General features: G+C 38.4%; 22 protein-coding genes. 18 read left to right on the top strand and 4 right to left on the bottom strand.

Translation table 11 applies throughout. The features are described from left to right. Positions 1-11 precede the first annotated feature (11 nt). The 10 genes from AC04QZ_RS20665 to AC04QZ_RS20620 all read left to right on the top strand — a co-directional run bounded on the left by AC04QZ_RS20665 (position 12) and on the right by AC04QZ_RS20620 (position 14,018). Complete coding sequence (locus tag AC04QZ_RS20665; protein WP_478359282.1) at positions 12-182, top strand: hypothetical protein; 171 nt, start codon at positions 12-14, stop codon at positions 180-182. A gap of 202 nt (positions 183-384) precedes the next feature. Beyond that, entirely contained in the window at positions 385-3,201 is a 2,817-nt protein-coding gene (locus tag AC04QZ_RS20660; protein WP_478359281.1) for a TonB-dependent receptor, read from the top strand. Between the two features lie 413 nt (positions 3,202-3,614). After that, positions 3,615-4,859 (top strand): chromate efflux transporter, encoded by a 1,245-nt coding sequence (gene chrA / locus AC04QZ_RS20655; RefSeq protein ID WP_478359280.1) that lies wholly within the window; start codon positions 3,615-3,617, stop codon positions 4,857-4,859. After that, entirely contained in the window at positions 4,843-5,871 is a 1,029-nt protein-coding gene (locus AC04QZ_RS20650) for a sulfotransferase family protein (RefSeq protein ID WP_478359279.1), read from the top strand. The genes chrA and AC04QZ_RS20650 overlap by 17 nt, the downstream gene beginning before the upstream one ends. 6 nt (positions 5,872-5,877) lie before the next feature. Next, the gene (cysQ, locus tag AC04QZ_RS20645) at positions 5,878-6,639 is read left to right on the top strand and encodes a 3'(2'),5'-bisphosphate nucleotidase CysQ (RefSeq protein ID WP_478359278.1); all 762 of its coding nucleotides are present in this window, start codon (positions 5,878-5,880) and stop codon (positions 6,637-6,639) included. Between the two features lie 18 nt (positions 6,640-6,657). Beyond that, the gene (cysC, locus tag AC04QZ_RS20640; protein ID WP_478359277.1) at positions 6,658-7,233 is read left to right on the top strand and encodes an adenylyl-sulfate kinase; all 576 of its coding nucleotides are present in this window, start codon (positions 6,658-6,660) and stop codon (positions 7,231-7,233) included. 202 nt (positions 7,234-7,435) lie between these two features. Then, entirely contained in the window at positions 7,436-10,501 is a 3,066-nt protein-coding gene (locus tag AC04QZ_RS20635) for a SusC/RagA family TonB-linked outer membrane protein (protein ID WP_478359276.1), read from the top strand. 35 nt (positions 10,502-10,536) lie between these two features. Next, a complete protein-coding gene (locus tag AC04QZ_RS20630) occupies positions 10,537-12,060 on the top strand; it encodes a RagB/SusD family nutrient uptake outer membrane protein (RefSeq protein ID WP_478359275.1) in 1,524 nt (507 codons plus the stop codon). A gap of 94 nt (positions 12,061-12,154) precedes the next feature. Continuing rightward, positions 12,155-13,555 (top strand): aryl-sulfate sulfotransferase, encoded by a 1,401-nt coding sequence (locus tag AC04QZ_RS20625; protein ID WP_478359274.1) that lies wholly within the window; start codon positions 12,155-12,157, stop codon positions 13,553-13,555. A 4-nt stretch (positions 13,556-13,559) separates the two neighbouring features. Beyond that, entirely contained in the window at positions 13,560-14,018 is a 459-nt protein-coding gene (locus tag AC04QZ_RS20620; RefSeq protein WP_086547760.1) for a hypothetical protein, read from the top strand. On the opposite strand, the gene AC04QZ_RS20615 is transcribed toward AC04QZ_RS20620, so the two are convergent. Together AC04QZ_RS20615 and AC04QZ_RS20610 are read right to left on the bottom strand one after the other, a co-directional pair. Beyond that, a complete protein-coding gene (locus AC04QZ_RS20615) occupies positions 14,002-14,574 on the bottom strand; it encodes a rhodanese-like domain-containing protein (RefSeq protein ID WP_478359273.1) in 573 nt (190 codons plus the stop codon). The genes AC04QZ_RS20620 and AC04QZ_RS20615 overlap by 17 nt on opposite strands. A 185-nt stretch (positions 14,575-14,759) precedes the next feature. Next, complete coding sequence (locus tag AC04QZ_RS20610; protein WP_478359272.1) at positions 14,760-15,665, bottom strand: prohibitin family protein; 906 nt, start codon at positions 15,663-15,665, stop codon at positions 14,760-14,762. 520 nt (positions 15,666-16,185) lie between these two features. On the opposite strand from AC04QZ_RS20610, the gene rpsL reads away from it, so the two are divergent. The 6 genes from rpsL to AC04QZ_RS20580 all read left to right on the top strand — a co-directional run bounded on the left by rpsL (position 16,186) and on the right by AC04QZ_RS20580 (position 20,543). After that, positions 16,186-16,599: a 30S ribosomal protein S12 gene (gene rpsL, locus AC04QZ_RS20605; RefSeq protein WP_029278631.1), complete on the top strand. Its 414-nt coding sequence runs from the start codon at positions 16,186-16,188 to the stop codon at positions 16,597-16,599. 17 nt (positions 16,600-16,616) lie between these two features. Beyond that, the gene (gene rpsG / locus AC04QZ_RS20600) at positions 16,617-17,084 is read left to right on the top strand and encodes a 30S ribosomal protein S7 (RefSeq protein WP_029278632.1); all 468 of its coding nucleotides are present in this window, start codon (positions 16,617-16,619) and stop codon (positions 17,082-17,084) included. Between the two features lie 127 nt (positions 17,085-17,211). After that, a complete protein-coding gene (gene fusA / locus AC04QZ_RS20595; RefSeq protein WP_086547756.1) occupies positions 17,212-19,326 on the top strand; it encodes an elongation factor G in 2,115 nt (704 codons plus the stop codon). Between the two features lie 132 nt (positions 19,327-19,458). Continuing rightward, on the top strand, positions 19,459-19,764 hold the full coding sequence (gene rpsJ / locus AC04QZ_RS20590; RefSeq protein WP_008244591.1) for a 30S ribosomal protein S10: 306 nt from the start codon (positions 19,459-19,461) through the stop codon (positions 19,762-19,764). A gap of 51 nt (positions 19,765-19,815) precedes the next feature. Next, entirely contained in the window at positions 19,816-20,109 is a 294-nt protein-coding gene (locus tag AC04QZ_RS20585; protein WP_478359270.1) for a hypothetical protein, read from the top strand. 158 nt (positions 20,110-20,267) lie between these two features. Beyond that, positions 20,268-20,543: a hypothetical protein gene (locus AC04QZ_RS20580; RefSeq protein ID WP_478359269.1), complete on the top strand. Its 276-nt coding sequence runs from the start codon at positions 20,268-20,270 to the stop codon at positions 20,541-20,543. 271 nt (positions 20,544-20,814) lie between these two features. Here the strand turns inward: AC04QZ_RS20580 and AC04QZ_RS20575 are convergent, their stop codons facing one another. Beyond that, the gene (locus AC04QZ_RS20575) at positions 20,815-21,009 is read right to left on the bottom strand and encodes a YtxH domain-containing protein (protein WP_478359268.1); all 195 of its coding nucleotides are present in this window, start codon (positions 21,007-21,009) and stop codon (positions 20,815-20,817) included. 10 nt (positions 21,010-21,019) lie between these two features. After that, on the bottom strand, positions 21,020-21,382 hold the full coding sequence (locus AC04QZ_RS20570; protein WP_478359267.1) for a hypothetical protein: 363 nt from the start codon (positions 21,380-21,382) through the stop codon (positions 21,020-21,022). Between the two features lie 142 nt (positions 21,383-21,524). On the opposite strand from AC04QZ_RS20570, the gene AC04QZ_RS20565 reads away from it, so the two are divergent. Both AC04QZ_RS20565 and AC04QZ_RS20560 read left to right on the top strand, forming a co-directional pair. Next, positions 21,525-22,868 carry a deoxyguanosinetriphosphate triphosphohydrolase gene (locus AC04QZ_RS20565; protein WP_478359266.1) on the top strand — a complete coding sequence of 448 codons (1,344 nt, stop codon included), beginning with the start codon at positions 21,525-21,527 and terminating at the stop codon, positions 22,866-22,868. 273 nt (positions 22,869-23,141) lie between these two features. Continuing rightward, a complete protein-coding gene (locus tag AC04QZ_RS20560; RefSeq protein ID WP_478359265.1) occupies positions 23,142-25,481 on the top strand; it encodes a beta strand repeat-containing protein in 2,340 nt (779 codons plus the stop codon). Position 25,482 lies beyond the last annotated feature (1 nt).

The raw sequence follows: 25,482 nt of genomic DNA, 5'->3' as shown, positions 1-25,482 counted from the left end.
TCAATTTGAAAATGAAAGCAATTAAAGTTTTAGTAATCGCACTAGTAGCAGCCTTTACCATTAATACCGTAAGCGCTCAAACCACAACTCCGGCAAAAGCAGGTACAGAAAAATCACAGACTAAAAAAGGCCATAAAAAACACCATCATAAAAAGCACACAAAAAAAGTAGCTAAGGCTTAAAAATAGAAAGTCTCTCCGGTAAAACTGAGAGACTTTTTTGTTAATGATCTAAGCCCTCAGCCTTCATAAGTCGGCCTTCGACTATGCCTATTTAAAAAAAAAATATCTTTTTCTGTCACACTTTGGTTCTTTTTGTGTCTTATAGCTGACTCCTTTGAAGAAAAGGTTGAATAAAACCAAACTAAAAATCAAAATTTCAGCTATGAAAACCTACTTATTGATGTTGCTGTTCATATTATCTACGAAAGTCTTCGCACAACAGAGCGGTAGTATTAATGGAAAAATTATCGATGGTAAAACAAACCAGCCAATTGAATATGTGGGTATCGTTTTATCAAGTAAGTCTGATTCGACCAAAAAAGTAGGTGTAGTAACCAATAAAGCCGGAGAATTTTCTTTTAATGTTGTGGCCATCGGCAATTATAAAATCAGGATTTCCGCAATGGGTTATCATTCCATCACTAAAAATATAAATGTAAACGGAAAGGCGATTAACCTGGGGACATTAAAAATAGAAGAAGATGCCATTGCACTTAAAGATGTTGCCGTGAGTGGCCGTTATGCTACTGCCACGGTTAAAAAAGATACCGTCGAATTTAATGCCGATGCTTATAAAACCAGGCCTAATGCAGCAGTAGAAGATCTTTTGAAAAAACTACCGGGTGTTACGGTTGATAAGGATGGAAGTATTTTGGTGCAGGGGCAGAAAGTGACCCGGTTAACGGTTGATGGTAAAGACTTTTTTGGCACTGATCCAAAAACGGCAACCAAAAACCTGCCCGCTGATGCCATTGCAAAAGTGCAGTTAATTGATAGTAAAACACAGGAAGCTAAAGCCACCGGAATTGATGACGGGCAGAGGGAGAAGGTTTTAAACCTAACGATTAAAGAAGACAAGAAAAAAGGTTGGTTCGGAAATGCCAACCTCGCGGGCGGAACAACCGATAAATACGGAAGTTATTTAAGTGCTAACCACTTTAATAAAAACCTGCAATTTGCAGTTTTGGGCATGAGCAACAATACCAACGATGCCAGTTTTGGCTATGATGACCTGAGCAGTTTCAGTGGCGGAAACATCGGGAATATTTTTGCCCCGCCTGCCGGAGGAAGCTTCTCCATCAATAGCAATAACGGCAAAACAACGATAGGTGGGAGCGGTGTTTTTGACAATAGTGCCATAGGACTTTATACTACACATAGTGGAGGGGTAAACTACAGTAACTCCTGGGGCAAAAACAGTAAACTGGCCATTAGCGGAAGTTATTTTACCTATTTCTCTTCTGGTTTAGGTAATAAACTATCCAATATCCAGGATTTAAGCTCAGGTGATATTTTGCGCACTTTGGATAATACCGATCGAAACAGCAATAACCAGGCACATCGTTTTAACTTCAAGGCAGAATATCATCCCGATTCGTTAACCGATATTGTACTGCGCCCAAATGTGATCCTGAATAATACCACTAATATCAATAACCGCACTTTCAATGCTAATTTTGATGCCACAGGAAAGGCCAATGACGGGAATCAGTATTACAATCAGCATAATTTTACGCCTTCTTTATTTGGAGAGTTTACTGTACTTAGAAGATTACCAAATAAGAAAGGTTCGGTTTCGCTCCGTTTAAATGGTACGCAAAATACCTATAATTCTGACTGGCTAAATCAATCATTGCTCAACCAATATGCAAGCGGGGGTAATACTGTTACCAAAATCAACCAACAGGCCAATCAGGAAAATGCCTCGACAACATACACCATCAATGGAAATTATGCCCGCCCATTAAATCAAAAATGGAGCGCCAATATTGCTTATGGTTTTACACGGAGCTTGGTTGACGCACAGCAGATCACTTTTGATTATAACCCAACTACCGACCGTTACGAGACTGTTGTTCCATCGTTAACCAATACTTTCGATAATCGTAACAGTTTGCAAACAGCTGGATTGGGCTTTATCTACACTGGAAAAGATTGGACCTATAACTTCGGACTGAATGGTCAGCAAAGTTTATTAAATGCACAAGTATTTAATAATGTGGGCGCTAACATCGGCAATATTGAAAAATCATACTACAATTTATTACCCCGGTTAACGGTCAATTTTAAGAATAAGGCCAATCAAACCATCGCTATAAACTATAGGGCGAGCGTTAACCTGCCGTCGGTAACCGATTTACAGCCTGTGCAGAACAATACCAATCCGTTATATCAACGAATCGGAAATCCAGATCTCGAGGCTAGAAAAAACCACCGGTTATCGGTAAATTTCAATACGTTTAGCCCGGATAATAACCGGTATTGGAATGGTTATTTCTTATATAACTTGTCTTTTGATGATACCGGAAATGATATTACCTATAATAACGGGATCCAGACCGTTAAGCCCATTAATGTAAACGGCAACTATTACCTGCGTGCCGGAACATTTTTTGGAATGCCCTCAAAACTTAAAGGTTTGAGGATGAATTATGGGATGAACTTTTTTACCGAGCATAGAACAAATTTTATCAGCAGCAATAAAAACATCACCAACAGGTTCGAAATTGGGCCAAACATCAATTGGAGTTATGATGTTGATGAAAAGTTTAACGCAGGGATTTATGCTTATGTAGCCTATACCAAAGTAAATAATACTGCCGAATCGGCGATTGATAATAAATATTTTACGCTAAACAATTCTTTAAATCTGAGTTACGAATTCATTAAAGATTTAAGGGTGGAAGCTGATTTGGATCATATCGGCTCAGCTGGCCGTGCGGATGGATTTAATAACAATTATTTTTTGCTTAATGCCGGGATAAATAAATATTTAATGAAACGCAGGGTTACTTTAAGTTTAAAAGGATTTGATATTTTGAATCAAAATACCAGTATCGATAGGATTGTAAACAGCAGCCGGATTGAAGATGTGCGGTACAATAACATTACCCGTTATTTTTACCTATCCTTAAATTACAAATTAACCAGGGTAGGGGCGAACAACGAGAGAAGCAATCCCCGTAGTACGGTTAATTAAAAAAATGTTTAAAATTTTAATCAAGTCCTTGGCATTTGTTTCTTAGAAGTAAATGTTAAGGGCTTTTCTTTTGCTGATTATCAAAAATTTTAACAGAAACGTTGTTAAGGTTTTGTCTAAGTAAACACTTTCCAATTAATGGACTATTTTTTAATTAATTGATCAAAGTAATAATCCGAATCGTATATATAGATTATATCTCCTTTGGCTAGCGCATATGAAATTAAATGATTGATGGATTTAAACAAACGTTTGCGTAGTGTTTGCCATATTTATGCCTGTTAAATGGCATAAATTAGGTTTTTAAACCAGGTCTTTTTTAAACCGCAAACAACAGGCAATATTTCTTGATAAGCAGCGAAAATTAGTGTTATATTGTTTTTATTATTCAAATTGATCTTTAAGCGTAGCAAATGGAGTTATCAGTACCAAGCGATATAGCCAAAGAAAAGGTGTCAATAAAATATCTTTTCTTCACCTTCCTTAAAATTGGCTGTGTAAGCTTTGGTGGACATATGGCTTTGGTTTCGCTGATTCAGCGCATTATGGTTGAGCAAGATAAAACCATTGATAGTGAAGATGTATTAAACAGTGTAACTGTAGCTTCTTTTATGCCTGGCCCTATGGCGGTAAATGTTGTTGCCAATATAGGTTATACTTTAAAGGGTAAATTAGGTGCTGCGGTGAGTATGTTCGCCGTTTTACTGCCGGCAAGTATTTTAATGCTTTGCCTGGCTTATGTTTATTTTTCAAACGGGCTCAATATATCCTGGAGCTTAATGATGCAATATGTAGGCGCAATTGTAAGTATGATCATTTTATCGACAGGATTACAGTTGTTTAAAAAAGAAATTTCGCTTCATTATGGCAAAATCTTTGTTTTTTTGATCGCCATCACACTCGATCTGATTAAAGGGAACTACCTGATAACAATCATTCTTATTGCGATAGGAGCTATTGCCGGACTGATGTTTGACCAGAAAAAAAATAATTATGCTGAAGTGGTAACTAGTTTTAAGCAGAAGTTTAAACTTAGGTTAAATTCATTTTCGTTTATTGCGGTTGCCATTTTATTCATCAATCAGATTTTATTTATTACGGGAGCATTTAAATCTTATCAGAACATCTTTTTTAAGATCGGAACCGTTTTTTCGGGCATTAGTATTTCCTTATTTGGTGGTGGATACCTCGTTATCCCCATTATGCAGTCGCTACTGGTCAAAGATATGCAATGGTTGAGTGCGAAAGAATTGGTAGATGCGATTGCTTTTAGTCAGGTTACACCCGGGCCAATTCTGGTGAGCTCAACCTTTATTGGTTTTAAGTTAGCTGGTTTTCTAGGCGCATTGGTTGCTACCTGCAGTATGTTTATACCATCTGCTATTTTAATGATTGTTGTTTCTAAAATCTTCAATAAAACAAAAGATCATCCCCTTATCAAAAGCATGATATCAGGAATTAAGGTGGTCGTTGTCGGGTTAATTATATCATCAGCCTTAAAAATATTATTATTGCAGCCAAGAACACTTTTGGTAGGGGCCATTTGTGTTGTTTCTTTAATATTAAGCTATAAATATAAACTCAGCCCGGTATATTTAATCCTCGGCGCTATTTTTTTGGGAACAGTATCAATTTTTTATAATGGAAAGTTTTTTTAAACCAGATGGTATTCAGATTATCGGAACGCAAAGATCTGGTTCCAATCTGCTAAGGGTAATATTAGATCAATCTAATCAGATTGCCTCTCCGCACCCACCTCATATTTTGGTCACTTTTGTGCCATTGTTGGGTTTGTATGGTTTTTTAACAGAAGCAAAATATAAAACCTTAATTAGCGATGTAGTAAATTATGTAAGGGCTAACCCTGTGCCATGGGATGGCGTTGAGCTGGATGAGGCCTGGATTTATGAAAACTCAAAAAGCTACAGCCTTTTCGAAATTAACCGATTGGTATACGAAACTGCAGCAATAGCAAAAAAAGCTAAATACTGGTGCTGCAAGAGTATGGCTAATGTGCATTACGCTGCTGATTTGGAAGCGCATTCGCCCAATCTGAAATATATTTATTTGTACCGTGACGGGAGAGATGTTGCGCTCTCTTTTAAAAAAGCAATTGTTGGCGAAAAGCATATTTATCATTTAGCAAAACAGTGGTATAAAGATCAAAGTGCCTGCATCGAACTGTCGAAAAGAATCGGTAGCGATCGTTTTTTCTCTTTAAATTATGAGGAATTAATTGCAGATCCGGCAAAGCTTATTCAAAGTTTATGCAGGTTTCTTGCAATTGATTATGCTGAAACCATGCTCGATTTTCATAACTCAAAAGAATCGCTGGCTACGGCTAATGCTGGCGAAATGTGGGAAAATCTGGCCAAGCCAATCATTAAAGACAATACCGGTAAATTCCGTAAAGAATTGAGCGCAGCAGAAATTGATATATTCGAATGTATTAACCACCAGACCTTAACCGATTTGGGTTATGCTTTAGATCGCCCGGAGAATAAGGATAAATTGATTTCTGCCCAGGATATAGAAGAATATAACCTTGAAAACGATTTGCTCAAGAAAAATATCCTGTTAAGTGCCCGTCAATCTGATCTCGACAACCGGGGCCCTCAGCTGGAGATATTAAAAGAAATAAAGGCCAGGCATTTAGCCACAAAAGTATAGAATGAAATGATAGATACCATTGATATAAATGCCATACTGCGAACAGCTGTTGAGGCGGGGAAGGCGATTTTAACCGTTTATGATGGGGATGATTTTGAGGTATCAACCAAAAGCGATTCTTCTCCTTTAACTAAGGCAGATAAAATAGCAAACGATATTATTTGTCGCGATTTGAAACGGTTATATCCGGCCATTCCAATTATATCTGAAGAAGGGAAAAATATTCCTTACGAAGAGCGGAAAAACTGGGCGCTATATTGGTGCGTAGATCCGCTGGATGGAACCAAAGAGTTTATCAAGCGAAATGGTGAGTTTACGGTAAATATTGCTTTAATCCGTAATGGGATGCCGGTGCTGGGCGTCATTTACATTCCGGTACAAAACCTGTTATATTTTGGTGATGAGCATTCCGGAAGCTGGAAACAAATCCCTGGAGAAGATCCTATTCAAATTAAAGCCATTAAGAAGAACGATGAATGGACAGCAGCAGTAAGCAGATCGCATGCGGATGGTGAAGAAAAAGCCATTCTTAGCAAATATCCGATAGTAAATTTTATTTCGGTAGGGAGTTCGCTTAAATTCTGTTTGTTAGCAGAAGGTAAGGCGCAGATTTATTTACGCACCGGACCAACCATGGAGTGGGACACTGCTGCCGGTCATGCCATTATTTTATTTAGCGGCTGTAATATCCGTACATTATCTGGTCGCGAAATGTTATACAATAAAGAATTGTTGCTAAACGAAGGCTTTTTGTGTAAGGTAGATTAATGATCATAACAATAAACTATGCCGCTTCAAACTACAGCTAAAAATGGTTTTGTAATTCCAGATCAAAAGGGAATAGTGGTTTGGCTATTTGGATTGTCGGGTTCCGGAAAAACCACCATTTCGACTTTATTAAAGGAAAAGCTTGAAGAAGAAGGGTTTTTCGCGATAACATTAGACGGAGATATACTTCGGGAAGGTATCAATAAAGATTTGGGCTTTAGCGAAGCCGATCGGGCAGAAAATATCAGGAGGGCTGCAGAAATAGCCAGACTGATGATGATGAGTAATCTGATTACCATATGTTCATTTATCACCCCTCTTGAAGAACATCGGGCATTAGCCGCTCAAATTATTGGAGAACAGTATTTTGAAGTCTTTTTAGATTGCCCGCTGGCTGTATGCAAAGAAAGAGATGTAAAAGGTTTATACAAAGACGCAGACCGAAACCTGATCTCAAATTTTACAGGCGTGAGTGCCAGGTTCGAGCCTGCCTTAAACGCCCATCTTATTATCAAAACCAATACAGAAAGCCCTGTTCAGAGTAGGGATAAGCTATTTCTGGAGATCATTTCTAAAATCAACACCCAGGCTTAATTACCTAATTATTAAGCAGTATTGGTTTAATTTATATCGGTTTAATTCTAATTTATCCAGTTTATTGCATTTAAGAGGTTTAGTCAATCGATTGCGCAGTGTTTTTATATATAAATGCACCTTTTAATTCCTAATATTATACTACTAAGAATTAAAAGTCATTTTATCCTTTTAGCAACAATCAGCTATAACCAAAACCGCTATGATTACAATTTACAAACCAACAAATGGGGATTGTAGGACAACTGTTCCTATACTAAACCGCTCATTTTTTAATGCTCTTTTTAAATTTTTTTATTGTTCTTTATTTATTTTAATCCCTATTGCAGCCAGTGCGCAGACGGTTGTAACCGGGACGGTGAAAGATGAAAAAGGACTGCCGGCTGTTGGAACATCAGTAACAGAAACTGATGTGAAAAACGGAACATCGGTTGATGCAAACGGTAAGTTTACCATCACCTTGAAAGGTAATTTAAAGGTTTTAAACTTTACACTTGTAGGTTATAAAACGCAGCGGGTTACCGTAGGTGCTTCAAACGTGGTAAATGTAAACTTAGAAGAAGACCTAAATAAACTGAATGAAGTTGTGGTTGTGGGTTACGGCACGCAACGAAGAGGCGACATTTCTGCCTCCATAAGTACCGTTAAGGCAAGCGAGATGAACCTTGGCGGAAGTACAAGTAACATTGGCCAGGCCATACAGGGTAAGGCTGCGGGTGTACAGGTGCAGCAAACCAGTTTTGCTCCAGGTGCCGGGATTCAAATTACCATCAGAGGTGGGAATTCCATTCAATCAAGCAATAGCCCACTATATGTAGTCGATGGTTTTATTTCTGAAAACGGAAGTACCATTAATCCAAATGACATTGAAGATATTCAAATCTTAAAAGATGCCTCTTCGGCAGCCATTTATGGTGCCAGAGGGGGGAACGGTGTGGTATTAATCACGACCAAAAAAGGAAAGATGGGTAAAGTAAGTATTGACGCCGATTACTCAACTGGTCGTCAATTTTTGACCTACAAACCGGAGCTTCTAACAGGTCAGCAATATACAGATATACAGAATGCAACTTATGCTGAAAATGGCAAATCGCCACTTTTCCCTGCCAGCTTTATACCTGCAAACACCAATTGGTTAAGCGAGGCTACCCAAAATTCAATAGTTGATAATATGAATGTAAGTATTAGCAGTGGAGATGCAAATTCAAAGCTCTATGTATCTGGTAATTATATTGATCAGGTTGGTGTATTAAAAAGCACTGGATTTACCCGATACACGGCGAGAATCGGGGCTGATAAAAAACTAAACGAAAGGGTAAGGTTGAATGCCAATTTTTATGGTGCCAGTTCCAAATCAAAGCAACAATCGTATGGCGACGGGATTACACCACCTCTTTTTGGTATTATAACTTCATTACCTAATTTACCGGTTTATAATGCAGATGGTTCATATTACAATTATCTCGGTAAGAGTAATGCAATAGCGAACTTATTGGAGCCAACTAATAATAGAGACAATAAATTGGCTAACGCTAATGTTGGACTTGATTATGAGGTAATAAAAAATCTAACTTATCATTTAGGTGCAGGAGGTGAGTTTTCGCAGACTGATTTAGGAACTTATACTCCACAAACCATACCTGCTGGCGTTGCCAATAAGGGTTTAGCTAGTATTACGAGCTCATCAACTTTTAGATGGTTAATCGAGAACTATTTAACCTATAAATATAAATTTAATGATCATGATTTTACGTTATTAGGCGGGGTTTCTGCCCAAAAAGATGTTGCACAGTCGGTAAACGTGGGTTCAAAAGGTTTTTCGACGGATCAATTTCTGTATTATAACCTAACGGCTGGTGCATTGCCAAATGGATATGGTAGTAATAAAACTCAAACCAGTTTTAACTCTTACTTCGCAAGGTTAAACTATGCTTTTAAAGATAAGTTGTTAGCTGCATTTACTTTCAGGGGCGATGCCTCCTCTAAATTTGGAGAGAATAACCGCCGGGGTTATTTTCCTTCGGGGTCTTTAGCCTATAAGTTTACTGATGAGGATTTCATTAAAAATCTTAATACTTTTTCTAATTTGAAGGCAAGGGTTAGTTATGGTGTAACTGGTAATGACAGAATTGTAGATTATGCCTACTTAGCTCAATTTGGTAGTTATAATACCGCAATAGATGCCGATGGCGGCTTAGTCTCAGGAATTGAAGCTAAAAATTTAGCCAACCCTGATTTGAAATGGGAAAGTACTGCACAACTGAATGCTGGTGTAGATATGGGCTTTTTTAATGGCCGATTGAATGTTTCGATTGATTATTATAATAAAAAAACAACCGACCTGCTTTTGAATGTACCTGTTGGAAACTATTATGGCCAAACGATTCAATTGGCAAATGCCGGTTCGTTACGAAATCAAGGTATTGAGTTAGCTGTAAATACAACAAACATTGCCAGCCCGGCATTTAACTGGAACTCTACATTCAATATTTCTTACAACAGACAAAAAGTACTCTCATTAGGTGATAAAATCAGTAATATCCCGGTAAATACAGCCAATCCTAGTGGTACGGTTTCCGGAAGAGAGTTTACTAGGGTATTGCCTGGCAGAGAACTGGGTGAGTTACGTGGATATGTATATGCTGGTGTAATTAAATCGGGCGAAGTTTATGCACCACAACCAGCAGCAAAACCTGGAGACCCGAAATATGCTGATATTAATGGCGATGGTGCAATTACTCCTGATGACCAACAATATCTAGGAAATACCACTCCTCGTTTTAGTACAGGTTTGGCAAATGATTTCAGCTTTAAAGGTTTTAACCTTAATGTATTTTTTCAAGGCGCATTTGGGTATTACTTATACAATATGAATCGTTTGGTGTTAGAATCAACAACCGGTGCTGATGCGTTAAATAGATTTGTAGCAGGTAAAAATGAGAATACCGATATTCCCAGAGAAGGTTACTTTCTAAGTCAATATGGTGGTTATGTAAACTCTCGGTTTGTAGAAAATGCCGCATATGTACGATTGAAATCTGTCTCGCTGGGATATTCAATACCGGCATCTTTATTTTCAAAAACCAAGTTAATCAGCGGATTAAATGTATATGTGCAGGCTCAAAACTTGTTTACCATTACAAAATATACTGGAACAGATCCTGAAGTAAATACACATTCTGGCTCGAACACTGGTGGTGGATTGGATTTTAATGCCTTCCCTGCCTTTAAAACAGTAACATTTGGAATTAAAGCCTCTTTTAATTAATGTATTTTGTACAGGAACACCTTAAATTTAACATCATGAAAAAATATAATATTATTCTTTTACTGACAATTGCACTCGTTATACAATTTTCTTGTAAAAAGAGCTTAGAGCCTAAAGTGTACAGTATTCTAACTGAAAATAATGCTTTCGTCACAAAATCGGATGCCATTGCTGGTGTAAATGCGGTTTATGCGAGATTAAAAGGACCTTCAGTTGGCGATAATTTTGATTATTGGACGGTTCGTCATTTTGCCTTAACAGATTTAACCACAGATCTTGGTCATTGCGATTATGGGGGTGATCCAGGTCAACTTTCAAACATCCAATGGAACTCATCAAATGGGTTAATTTTAGAAGATTGGAGGCAGATTTATAAGTTAATTGCGAATGCAAATGTGGCAATTTCAAGTATTACACCAATGAAAAGCATTACGGACGCCGAAAAAAGTAAATTTTTAGCGGAAATTAGGTTTTTAAGGGCTATTGCTTACATGGATATAACAGATATTTGGGGGCCTTCTGTATTAATAACTGAAAAAGAAATGGCTGCTAAAGATTACAGCGCTAAACCACAGTTAACATCTTTAGCCGACATGAACAAATATTTAATCGGCGAGTTTGAGTACGCAGCTGCCAATTTACCGTTAAACTATGTGAATAATCCTATTTATCCAGGTAATGATGTGGGAAGGGCAACCAAGGGAGCGGCTCTTGGAATGTTGGCAAAATTATATTTACGCGATCATCAATGGCAAAAAGCAGCAGATTATTGCCAGCAAGTAATTGATTTAAAAGTGTATGATTTATATCCTACCTACGCTGGATTATTCGCGGAAACCAATACCTGGTGCGTAGAAAATATTTTTTCTGTATTAAGCGATGCAAATGTAAACGGAACAGAACTATTAAATCACTTTGGACCATTAGAGCACCCAGTGCTTACCGAAAGGTGGCAATATTATGCCGTTACATGGGACTTCTATAATAGTTTCAATAATGCCGACGATAGGAAGAAAATGTTTTTTGAACAATATACCGGTACCGATAAATTGATTCACAAACAAGCCCCTACTTTAGGCGCTATCGCTCCGGCTGGAGTGTTATATATGCCTAATGTTGCTACATCAAAATATGCTGATCCGAACGGAGCCAACACATATTACGATGGTCACAGTGTTAATATTCTTCGTTATGCAGATATTTTGTTGAGCAGAGCAGAGGCATTAAATGAAATTAATGGAGGCCCTTCAACTGAAAGTATAGAGTTGGTGAATAAAGTTAAACGCCGTTCTCATGCAACTGAATTGGTTTTAGCTAACTTGAATCAAAGCACATTTAGAGATGCAATTTTACAGGAAAGAGGCTGGGAACTATTTTATGAAGGTAAACGCAGGGCTGATTTAGTAAGAATGGGCAAATACGAGCAAGTCGTTAATGCCTATCTGGCTAGAATAGGTAAAAGCCCGTCTATACAAATGCCAAGAGATCAATTTTTCCCTTATCCTACGAGTCAGGTTAGCATTAACCCTAATTTGAATAATGCTGGCCGAAGAAATTAAGACAGAAATTATTATTAATGAAAAAGAATATGTAGTTTTTACTGCATATTCTTTTTTATTTACAAACGCTCCTGCATTTTAATATTTTCAATTTATGAGATACTTTTTAAAACTTGTTGCTTTACTGTTAATATTTGCTTTTTATGGATGTTACACGGGCGATGGCATCAAAGAAATAAAGGTAGGACTACATAATAACAATGTATTAAAAATACAGATTGATGTAACGGCCAATGCTGCCGTAGATGCCTATGTAGAATATTGGCCAGATAAAATTGCAAATGTACAAAAGGAAAGTACTGCGCTATCTAAAGATAAAAGTAGTCACAAATTTGTGCTATGCAATATTATTCCCAAAACAAGTTATGCTTATCAGATTATTACCGTAAAAAACGGCGCAAAAAAAACAAGTAAGATTTACACTTTTGTTTCTAACGATTTGCCTGAATGGCTTAAAGACCAGTTTAAAGCAAAAAGTGCCGATGATAAACTAATTCCCAAAGAACTTAAGAACGGATTAATCCTGGTTAACAAGCGATATTCGCCGGGGATGGCCTATCTGGTCGATTATAAAGGTAGGCTGCGGTGGTACCATATGATTGACAATGTAGGTTTCAAAGTAATTAATTTTACAAAAGATAAAACCTTACTTTCTATTCTGGGCGGCAATGATGAGCCAACAAGCTACGGTAGCCAGATATTGGAAATTAACTTAGATGGGGATACGGTTTTAAACTTAAAAAAAGGCCAGGGCGATTTTAAGCAGACCATCCACCACGAAATTTTAAAAAATCAAAAAGGAGACTTGGTTACACTTTTTGTTGATCAGAAAATTACCGATTTAAGCCATATAGGCGGTAGCAAACAGGATACAATAAATGGTGATGGTATTTTGGTGATGGATAAAAAAGGTAAACAGATCTGGAAATGGAGTGTGTTTGATAGCCTTGATCCTTTTAGTGACAAGGCTTTACTCAAAACCAAAAAAGACTGGATGCATGCCAATAGCTTAAACTATGATAAAGACGGGAACTACATCATTTCCTTTTACAATAATGGGCAAATTTGGAAAGTTGATGCCAAAACAGGCAAAGTAATCTGGAAATTTGGCAAAGGTGGTAACATTAAAATGCCAGCTCATACAGATTTCTCCCAGGCCCATGCAGTGCATATTAATGCTGAAGGTAATTTAATGTTTTTTGATAACGGAATAGAAAAACACCGATCAGGAGCTTATGCTTTTAAGTTAAACGAGCAGACACAAAGTGCAAGTTTAGATATGCATATTCAGCTGCCCCCACAAATCTATAACGATCGTATGGGGAGCGCTTACATGATTAATAAGAACAATATATTGTGCTGCAGCTCAAAAAGACACATTGTTGTGCTCACGGATAGAAAAGGTGTATTGTTATGGACAATGGAAGCATCTGTGCCTGCATATAGGGGGATATTTGTAACTTCGGAGCAATTAAGTCCTTATTTAAAACCTTAACCATATGAATAAAACTTTACCACTCATTTTTGCAATTTTAATAACCCTGTCTTTTTCGGCATGTAAAAAAGGCGAAATTAAAAACCTAAACAGCATTGGTTATGGATCGTCGTTTGGGATGTGTGTGGGCTATTGTTCCAATAATTTACTTATCAGCGATTTGAAACTTACTTTCTCTAAATCGAAAAACGGGCAGACAGCTGATACCAAAACTTGCAGCAAAACAATTTCTGAGGCTGATGTAAATGCCATCAAAAACGAATTAAATCTGGAGAAGATTTCGGCTTTGCCAGAAGTAATTGGCTGCCCTGATTGCGCAGACGGAGGAGCAGAATGGATTGCCATCAATGCCGATGGTAAACAATACAAAATCACCTACGAGTACGGTAAAGCACCTAAAGAACTAGAGGCTGCAGTAGCGCGGTTAAAAGTACTTAAGGATAACTTTAAGGATTGTAATTGATAACAGCTTTAACGATGGTTCCTTCAAAGGTTATTCGTTTGTCCTGTGTGCTTACTAATTCAGAAAGTTCATATACATTTCTATATCCATAGCCATATAGGTTAATGTAAGTAGGGATATTTAAGGCCAACGAAATAGGGGCTATTTTTTTCTTTATTAAAACCGGTACCACTACTTTGCTGGCGAAATTTGCCTGGTCATCAATAAAATTATTATTGCAATAGATTAATATTTTGGTATCAGCATTTGGGATAATTTTTAAGAGATTTTGTTGCGTGAAATCAGCAAAATTTAAATGAATAGCCCCCTTAACATGTTTTCGTTTAAATAGGCTGTCAGAACGGGTATCTAAAATAACAGTGCCTTTCTCTTGCGCCATTTTTAAAAACGTTGCTAAATCAATGAGTTTGCTTTTACGATGGGCTTTAACCTCGGGGATGAGTTTCTCGTAAGCATCAAAATCTACATTGGCCTTTCTTTTAGTAGCTGAAGATGTTTGTGCATTACACAGGTATGCGATGCTACAAAATATGATGGTGATGATTTTTGTTTTCATTGGTCTTATCCATTAGTTGAAATTATGCACTTTTAGTGCAAGACTTCCTTTCTGCAAATTTTTATTTTTTTGACACAGATTAACTACAATCTGCGAATCTGTGGCTTTTTTTAACAACTAATTTCATTCATCATTAAACCTATGGACTTTTAGTCTATAGTCGATTTTTTTTGAATTTTCATGAATTAATTTCCACCTAAAATAATCGGTGCGGTTTTGCCATTACCCATAATAATCACTTTGGTATTGGCCGATTTTGCAATTTCTTTTTGAGCCAGAATCGATTCGTACTGGAGCTGGCGATCGCTTAATCCGGTAGAAAGGATGCGCTGATAATCGGCAATACCTTGTGCTTCTACTCTTTTCCGTTCTGCTTCCTGGCGTTCCTTTTGAAGCACAAACGTCATCTTTTGTGCATCCTGTTCGGCATTTATTTTCGATTCGATACTGGCTTTTACCGATGCTGGCAAGGTAATGTTGCGCACCAGAAGTTGTTCTAGCTCTAAACCTCTTTTCGCAAAACTCTTCTCTATGGTGTTAAATATTTTAGATTGAAATTCATCCCGTTTACTCGAGTACAACGCAACGGCATCATAAGCAACGGCATTATCGCGTATGGCGGTACGGGAAACCGGACGTACAATCTTTTCCAGATAATCGGTGCCTATTTCCCTTAATATATTTGGAGCAGCACTTCCCTTTACCCTGAAGAGTACGGAGAGATCAATAATCACCTCCAGGCCGTCTGCCGATAAAACACGTAAAGCATCATCAGTTTGTTTATTGCCCTCATCATGCACGCCAGACATGGTGTAGTTTTGTGTTTTAACATCAAATGGGGTAATTACCGCTATAGGATTAATTATGTTTAATCCGCTATATAAAACTTCATTATCTACCTTTCCGAAAACGGTTTTAACCCCAACCTCGCCAGCATCGATAACTTTAAACATAGAAAATGATAAGCCAATGATCACGAACACTACACCAATAATTTTAGTGATACTGCTATAACGACCAATAAGGTTATTTTGGCTCGATACGGCAAAGCCGATAAAAATGATAATAATTCCAACGATACTTAAGAACATATAATTTAGATTTTTATTAAAGATAAAGTATTTACTACAATCTTTTATGAATTTAAGGCAGGTGTGATTCTGAGCATTTTTTAAGCCTATAGAAATTGGCTTCGGAAAATCAGTCCGTTAACAGGCCCGGTTTACCTTGCTAACTAAACCTGATATACGTGGAAAGCGAGTTCTTCGCGAGTTTGTAACATTAGCAGGGCCGAAGCCAGCCTAAGGATGACTGAAACTGCTTTCCAAAAATTATTTGAACAGCTCAATCAGATGTTGAAACAAGTTCAGCATGACGATCGCGCCAGGGGATTTAGAGCGAGAACCGTTGACTGAAAACTCAAAACTGAAAACGGAACTGCAACGCCTTAATCTTCAACTGAAAACTGATAATTGCAAACTCAAAACTTTTTACGCTAACCCCTTGATTTTTAAAAAGAATTGTTCTACTTTTGCAGTCCGTTTTATGGGCTATCTGCGAGGATGCCGGGGGAGCGGTAAATTTTTTAAATAAAAAACATAAAAAAGCACAATGCCAACCATTCAACAATTAGTTAGAAAAGGTAGAGTAGCACTGGAGTTCAAGAGTAAGTCTCCAGCGTTGGACAGCTGTCCACAGCGAAGAGGTGTATGTACACGTGTGTACACCACTACCCCTAAAAAACCAAACTCAGCAATGCGTAAAGTAGCCCGTGTTCGTTTAACGAACGGTAAAGAGGTGAATGCTTACATTCCTGGAGAAGGTCACAACTTACAGGAGCACTCAATCGTATTGATCCGTGGTGGTCGTGTTAAAGATTTACCAGGTGTACGTTACCACATCATCCGTGGTGCATTAGATACATCAGGTGTAGCTGGTCGTAACCAACGTCGTTCTAAATATGGTACTAAACGTCCTAAACCAGGACAGGTAGTTGCGGCACCAACAAAAGGTAAAAAGAAATAATCGGGAGGAAATAAGAAATGAGAAAGTCAAAACCAAAAAAGAGAATTATTCTTCCTGATCCAAAATTTAATGATGTTCAGGTAACTCGTTTTGTAAACAATATGATGTACGATGGAAAAAAATCTATCGCTTATTCAATTTTTTACGATGCTGTTGAAATTGCTGAGAAAAAAGCAGGTGAAAACGGTTTAGAGATCTTTAAACGTGCTTTAACTAACATTATGCCAGCTGTAGAGGTTAAATCTCGTCGTGTTGGTGGTGCTAACTTCCAGGTTCCAACTGAGGTTAGACCAGAGCGTAAAACAGCTTTAGGTATGAAATGGTTAATTTTATATGCTCGTAAACGTGGCGAAAAAACCATGAAAGAGAAATTAGCTGGTGAAATCGTAGCTGCTGCTAAAGGTGAAGGTGCTGCTGTTAAGAAGAAAGAAGATACGCACAAAATGGCTGAGGCTAACAAAGCGTTCTCTCACTTCAGATTCTAATTTAGGATTAACAGATTAGTAAGATTACACAGATATTATAGGATTACACAGATAAAATTGATTTCACCGATTATGTAAAATGATCGGTGAAATCTTTTAAATCGGTGAAATCAATACTAAAAACATAATGGCAAGAGATTTAAAATTTACAAGAAATATTGGAATCGCGGCTCACATTGATGCGGGTAAAACTACAACAACTGAGCGTATTCTTTATTATGCTGGTGTAAGTCATAAAATTGGTGAAGTGCACGAAGGTGCTGCAACAATGGACTGGATGGCACAAGAGCAAGAGCGTGGTATCACGATCACTTCTGCTGCAACTACGGTTGAGTGGAAATACAGAGGTCAGGCTTACCACATGAACATTATCGATACACCAGGACACGTGGATTTTACCGTAGAGGTAAACCGTTCGTTACGTGTATTAGATGGTTTAGTGTTCTTGTTTTCTGCAGTTGATGGTGTTGAGCCTCAATCAGAAACCAACTGGCGTTTGGCTAACAACTATAATGTTGCCCGTATCGGTTTCGTTAACAAAATGGACCGTTCTGGAGCTGACTTCTTAAAAGTTGTTAAACAAGTTAAAGATATGTTAGGTAGTAATGCAGTTCCATTACAATTACCTATCGGTTCTGAAGATAACTTTAAAGGTGTGGTTGATTTGATCAACAACCGTGGTATCGTTTGGAATGAGCATGATAAAGGTATGACCTTTACTGAAGTGCCAATCCCTGAAGATATGTTAGATGAGGTTGCGGAGTGGAGAGAGAAATTACTAGAATCAGTTGCTGATTATGATGAGTCTTTAATGGAGAAATTCTTTGAAGATCCAAACTCAATCACTGAGCGCGAAATTTTAGATGCTTTACGTGCAGCTGTTTTAGATGCTAAAATCGTTCCTATGGTTTGTGGTTCATCTTTCAAAAACAAAGGTGTTCAAACCATGTTGGATTATGTGATGGAATTATTGCCTTCACCTCTTGATTCAGAAGGTGTAACCGGTACTAATCCAGATACAGGTGCTGAAGTTTTATTAAAACCAAGTATCAATGAGCCATTTGCAGCTTTAGCATTTAAAATTGCAACTGACCCATTCGTAGGCCGTTTATGTTTTATCCGTGTTTACTCGGGTAACTTAGAAGCCGGTTCTTACGTGTATAACACCCGTTCAGAAAGTAAAGAGCGTATTTCCCGTATCTTCCAAATGCACGCTAACAAGCAAAACCCTGTGCCTAATGTGGCTGCTGGTGATATTGCTGCGGTAGTAGGATTTAAAGATATCAAAACTGGTGATACCCTTTGTGAAGAGAAAAACCCAATCGTTCTTGAGTCTATGAACTTCCCTGAGCCGGTTATCGGTTTAGCTATTGAGCCTAAAACTCAAGCTGACGTTGATAAATTAGGTATGGGCTTAGCTAAATTAGCGGAAGAAGATCCTACATTCAGAGTACAAACTGATCAGGAAACTGGCCAAACTGTTATCTCTGGTATGGGTGAGCTACACTTAGATATTTTAATTGACCGTTTAAAACGCGAATTTAAAGTTGAGGTTAACCAGGGTGCGCCACAAGTAGCTTACAAAGAAGCAATTTTTGGTAGTACTCAACACCGTGAAACTTATAAAAAACAATCTGGTGGTCGTGGTAAATTTGCCGATATCCAGGTGGTTATTTCACCAATTGATGCTGATTTCGAAAAAGGTGGTTTACAGTTCGTAAACGAAATTACAGGTGGTTCAATTCCACGTGAGTTTATCCCTTCAGTAGAAAAAGGATTTGCTGCTGCAATGGCTAACGGTGTATTAGCTGGTTATCCGCTTCCTGATATGAAAGTACGTTTGATTGATGGTTCATTCCACGCAGTCGATTCAGATGCTTTATCATTCGAGCTTGCTGCCCGTATGGCATATCGTGAGGCTTTACCGAAATGTAAACCTACTTTGATGGAGCCAATCATGAAAATCGAAATCTTAACCCCTGAAGAAAACATGGGTGATGTAATCGGTGACATGAACCGTCGTCGTGGTCAATTATTAGGTATGGATACCCGTAATGGATCTCAGGTAATTAAAGCTACTGTGCCACTTTCTGAAATGTTTGGTTATGTAACGCAGTTACGTACAATCACTTCAGGCCGTGCAACTTCTACAATGGAATTTGACCACTATGAAGCTGCACCTAAAAACGTACAGGATGAAGTAGTTGCTAAATCTAAAGGAAGAGTAAAATCTGAAGACTAGTAATGTAATGCGAATAGCGTTTTGCGTTTAGCGATGATTTGTCGCCGCACGCAAAACGCCTAACATAAAACTCAAAATAAATCCGGTTTCTGTTGTTAATAGCTCTAACAGGAAACCATAATTAAAAATAAGATGAGCCAAAGAATCAGAATTAAATTAAAATCTTACGATTACAACTTAGTAGATAAATCTGCTGAGAAAATCGTGAAAACTGTTAAACCTACGGGTGCAGTTGTAAGTGGACCAATTCCACTTCCTACAGAGAAAAAAATCTTTACTGTTTTACGTTCTCCACACGTAAACAAAAAAGCTAGAGAGCAGTTCCAATTGTGCGCTTACAAACGTTTATTGGATATTTATAGCTCTAACTCTAAAACAGTTGATGCTTTAATGAAACTTGAATTACCTAGTGGTGTTGAAGTTGAAATCAAAGTTTAATTGATTTTAAAAGAACAGAAAAGGTCTCGATGCAAATCGGGGCCTTTTTTTATGCACCTAAATTCCAAAACAAAAGCAGGCCTGGCTGGTTGTACTGATATGACTAAGGAAGATAAAAAGCACGAAGGATTACCGGTTGAAGGTCAGGATTTTGCTGATCCTAAAGAAGAAAGGAAAGAAAAACCCTCTTCACATGGCGAAGTGGGCAATCAAAAAGATGGTGATTTTTCTGAACTGGAAGAAAGTAGAATGGAAAATCCACCAATACACCGTGATGAAAATGGATCGTCTAAAGACGATTTAGATAGTCGAACGCAGCTAGACCAGAGTAAAGGTGTAAAGTAGCTGCGAATCGATTGTAGGGTGACGACCCGTTCATCCCAAAATGTTCATACAGGGATAAATAAAAGGACATTATCCAATCGAACTCAGGTTATTAATACTTGGAGTAAACTTTTTTATCGTACAAATTGTTGTTATAGTATCTACAAAAAATGATGGCTATGGAAATGAATGAGAATAAAAATATAGACCCTAATTCGGAAATTAACCGGAATGAGGAAGATATTGAATGGGATAATGGAGAGGCTACTTATGGACATAAACGCGCCGATTTTAAACGCAAAGATCAACCAGAGGAGTCGCACTTATTGAAAACAGAAAACGATCCTAAACATGCCGTAAATGAAAATTTAAATAATTCGAATTTAAGCCAGGGTGAAGACATTGGGAATAGAAACAAGAATAATGAAAAAGGTTTGAGTGGGAAAGATTTATGATCTATTTATAAAGAGACTATTCATGTAGAATAATCCCTTTATAAGATCTATGCATTTTCCGGTAGATGGAAATTAATTAGGATTCCACAACTGAAATGCGTTAATCAAGTAGCAAATGCCCTTAAATAGTTTAGTCTCTGATTTTATTAATCTTTGTCGCGAATCCTACAGCCCTGCAAATTTCAAGAACTTATTGTCAATTTACAAGCCGTACGGCATTAACATATTGATATATGTCAATTACGGATGTCTTTCTGTACCCGATTAATTGTCAGTATAAATCACTTGTCTGGCGATAGTCCTGCCTTATTTGTTCAGAATAATTTTTAACCTTATCCACGTACCCTGGGGCTTTTTCCTTAAAGTCATCTATTAACGATTTTCCGTCACTTGCCCGCTTTTTTGTAGCATATTTAAAGCCATATACGGCTGCTGCGCCTAAAATGGCATATTTTAATAGTCCCATAATTATCTGTTTATATTCCTGTATTTAAGGCATGATTTTCATCAGCTTCGTTAATGCCGGTATTCGTTTTGAAATCATCAGATGAACTTCCGGTATGGCTAGCGGCACTCTGGATGCTTGGGTTCTTATCTGAACTGTTGTAAGCATCGTCACTAAGGGAATCTTTACCTTGCGTACCTGAATTATCCAGGCCATCTTTTGCTAAAGGATTTCCTTTAATCAATTCGCTAGGTTCTTTACCATAACTGGTTACGACATCGGTATCGTTAGCGGCTTCATAAGCCTTTTGTACATCAGACTTTTCTGATTGCTCATCGCCTGATCCTACATAACCTTCAATATGCTCTTCCTTGTTATATATGTTCGTTTTCATAGTATTGTCTATTTACATTAAACAGATGAGCTTAGAAATAGTTTGAAGCACAATTTTAATGGTAAAATTTACCTATGTTTTTATGCTTAACCATTTTCGCGTTTTGTTTAACTTGCGCCAAATTTTAAATGCCAAGGCGATAATGGAGTGGAAATATTTACTTTCGAATAAGAGATACGGACAAGAGCAATACGGTGCCAGCACAGATCGGGCACGTTCAGATTTTCAGCGCGATTACGACCGGTTGATTTTTTCGTCTCCTTTCAGAAGGTTGCAGAATAAAACCCAGGTTTTTCCATTACCGGGAAGTGTTTTTGTACATAACCGTTTAACGCATAGTTTAGAGGTGGCCAGTGTAGCCCGCTCCATGGCCAATATATTTTTAAAAAGCGTGGAAGAACACCAGCCCCAACTGATTAAAGATGTTCCATTAATTAATGAAGTAGGTAATATTGTAGCTGCCGCTGCACTGGCGCACGATTTGGGAAACCCAGCCTTTGGGCATTCAGGTGAAGCCGCCATTTCAAGATATTTTACCGATGGTGACGGAAAGGTTTATCAGAAAGAAATGAACAAATCGCAGTGGCATGATTTAATTAATTTTGAAGGTAATGCCAATGCCATCCGTATTCTTACCCATCCGCTAAAAGGAAAAGGGAATGATGCTTATGCCTTAACCTATTCTACTTTAGCTTCGATTGCTAAATATCCCTGCGCCTCCATTGCTGGTAAACAAAAAGGGCTGTTACATCGCAAAAAATACGGTTTCTTTCAGTCTGAAGAAGAAACTTTTAAAAAGATCGCAGCCGAACTTCAGCTGGAGAAAGAAGAAGGCGAATACCTCATTTATAAACGTCATCCTTTGGTTTATCTGGTCGAAGCTGCCGATGATATCTGTTACAGCATCATTGATTTGGAAGATGCACACCGCTTAAAGATCCTTTCCTACGAAGAAGTAAAAAGTTATCTGTTGCCTTTTGCCAATTCTACCACCATAGAAGACCGCCTAAAGCACGACTATGAAGACGATGATGCTAAAATTGGTTTGTTGCGGGCCAAAGCGATTAACACTTTAACGAACCAATGCGCAGCCATATTTTTTAGAGAGCAAGAAAAATTATTAAAGGGAGAGCTGAACCATAGTTTAACCGATTTACTGCCCGAACCCTATATCTCGGCCTGGAAAGCTGTTGAAAAAATTTCAGTCGAGCGGATCTACAATTTCTCATCAGTGATACAAAAAGAGGTTGCCGGTTATAAAATTATGGCAGGTTTATTGGAAGAGTTTGTCCCTGCACTTATTCATAACAATACACACTATTACAAAAAACTGGTTAAACTTATACCCAAACAATACCATACTGATTTGACCGATATTTATTCGATCATACAGAGTGTACTGGATTTTGTTTCGGGTATGACAGATTTATACGCAGTTGATTTATACCGCAATATTAAAGGAATATCCTTTCCTTCAGAAACCTAAAAAAATTCTGGTTTTGCTTTTAACTACGATTAATCGCGGTCAGGCGCTGTTTTTCTTCTGATTTCGAGGCTTAAGCAAGCCTTAAATTCGGCGTTTGTGTAAAATTATAAAATTAAATTTTATTTAAGTTGTTGATTTGTAGTTGTTTAAAATCGTTTTAGTATTTGTAATTCGCCTTTCGTGTAAAGCGAATGCAGTAACTTGTACTAATTGTTAGATTTGATCGTTGGGCTCCTTATTTTAAGCCTGATACTTTAGATCTCATCCCGATTCATGAAAAAACTTTTACTAATTGCTTTGTTAAGCATAGGCTTGACCTTGGCTGTTAAAGCGCAGGCACCACAACAATTTAACTATCAGGGAGCGGCAAGAAATGCCAACGGTACTCCATTGGCCAATAAAAATATAGCCTTACGGATTAGTATTTTGGATGCCTCTTCAACAGGGACCGTTCAATATTCGGAAGTAAGAAATGTAACGACCAATGCTTTAGGTTTATATACCTTAGCAATTGGCGCTACGGGTGCAAGTTCGGTTAATGGTACAATAGCCGGGGTAACCTGGGCAAGCGGATTAAAGTTTGTTAAGGTTGAAATCGATCCGGATAACGGTACAAATTTTAGCCTGGCCGGAACCGCGCAATTGTTAAGTGTCCCGTATGCACTTTATGCTGCCAACGGACCTGTCGGACCCAAAGGAGATCCGGGTGTAGCCGGTCCTGCTGGTGCACAGGGTATTGCCGGTCCACAGGGACCTGCCGGTGTTGCTGGCGCTGCTGGTGTTCAGGGGCCAATTGGTTTAACTGGAGCAGTGGGTGCACAGGGAGCGGTAGGTGCAACAGGCCCGCAAGGAGCAAAAGGAGATACAGGGGCGACCGGAGCTACGGGATTGCAAGGTTTGCAGGGGATACCCGGAATAAAAGGCGATAAGGGAGATAAAGGCGACATCGGCCCGGTTGGTCCATCTACAGGCATAGCCGGAGGCGATTTAACAGGCAATTACCCAAACCCTACTTTAGCTAATCTTCAGGGAAAAACATTAAATGCCGCTTCACCAGTTAATAATCAGGTGTTGCTATTTGATGGGACAGCCTGGAAACCCGTAACATTGGATGTGAGTCAATTATCAGGTGCTAAAGCATTAAGCTCAACCGATTTAAGCATAAGCGCTAATGGTGCCACGGCTTTATTGAAAGATGTGGTCATTGATATCAATGCTGGAGCGGTTAATACCCTTAAACTGGCGGATGGATCAGTAACAACGCCAAAATTAGCAGATGCTGCCGTAACCTCGGTAAAAATTGGAAACAAAGAAGTTAAAAATACCAATATAAACGACGCAGCTGTTAACACACTGCAGCTTGCAGATGGATCGGTAAGCACGCCAAAACTGGCTGATGCTGCTGTAACCTCTATAAAAATCGGGAATAAGGAGGTTAAAAATATTAATATCGACGATTTGGCCGTCAATACGCTTCAACTGGCCGATGGATCGGTAACCAGCCCAAAACTGGCCGATGCTTCGGTTACCCTTGCTAAACTAACTACCGATGGCCTGAGCGATGCCAACAAAGTTTACATCACCAACGCAACAACCGGAAAACCCGAATTAATCAGCAGGACATTATTTGCAAATGCCAATGCATGGGCATTAAAAGGGAATACGGGTAATACCGATCAAGTCAATAATTTTTTAGGCAATACAGATGATGTAGCCATTAACTTTTTAGTTAACGGTTTAAAATCTGGCCGTTTAGGAAATTCATCCGAAAACAATATTTCTTACGGTTATAAAACACTTACCGCCAATGTATCGGGCTTTTACAATAGTGCATTCGGGCGCGAAGCATTATCTGTAAACATTTCAGGTTACGAAAACAGTGCTTTCGGTTACCAGGTTTTACAGCGCAGTTTTAGTGCGATCAACAACAGTGGTTTTGGTTCGCAGGCCCTGGCCATTAATACGGTAGGATCAAACAATACCGCTGTGGGTACTCATACGCTAATGGCTAATGGAACAGGTATTTCAAACACCGCTATAGGAAGTCTGGCGCTTGAAGCCAGTAATGGCGACAATAATACCGCAGTGGGTTATGCTGCTGGTTCGAAAAATAATGGTGCCGGGAATGTTTTTATTGGAAGCAATGCTGCAGCTAACAGTACAAACCTAAGTAATACCCTGGTTGTTGCTAACTCCAGTACTTCATACCCTTTAATAACCGGCGATTTTGCAGCGAATGGTGGCACATTAACCCTTAACGGAACTGCGGCTGCCACTTCTACAACTTATGCCCCGGCCAATGCCAGTACTTTAAACGTTAATGGTTCTGTTGCAGCAAGTATTTTAACCTATACGGCCACAGGCGCATTAACACTCGATGCGAGTCATTATACGGTCCGGATAAAAAATGCAGGTACGGCGGTAAATATTAATCTTCCAACCGCCTCGAGCTGTAAAGGAAGGATTTATGTCATTGTGAAGGCTTTATCATCTGGTGATGTTACTTTAAATAGCCCTGTTTTGTTGAATGATGATTCTAATATCACCACCATTACCGGAGCAAAAACCTTCACCATTCAAAGTGATGGGGCAGCCTGGATTTCTTTAAACTAAA

The organism is Pedobacter folensis (assembly GCF_056490665.1).
This window is presented reverse-complemented; position numbering and strand designations above follow the sequence as displayed.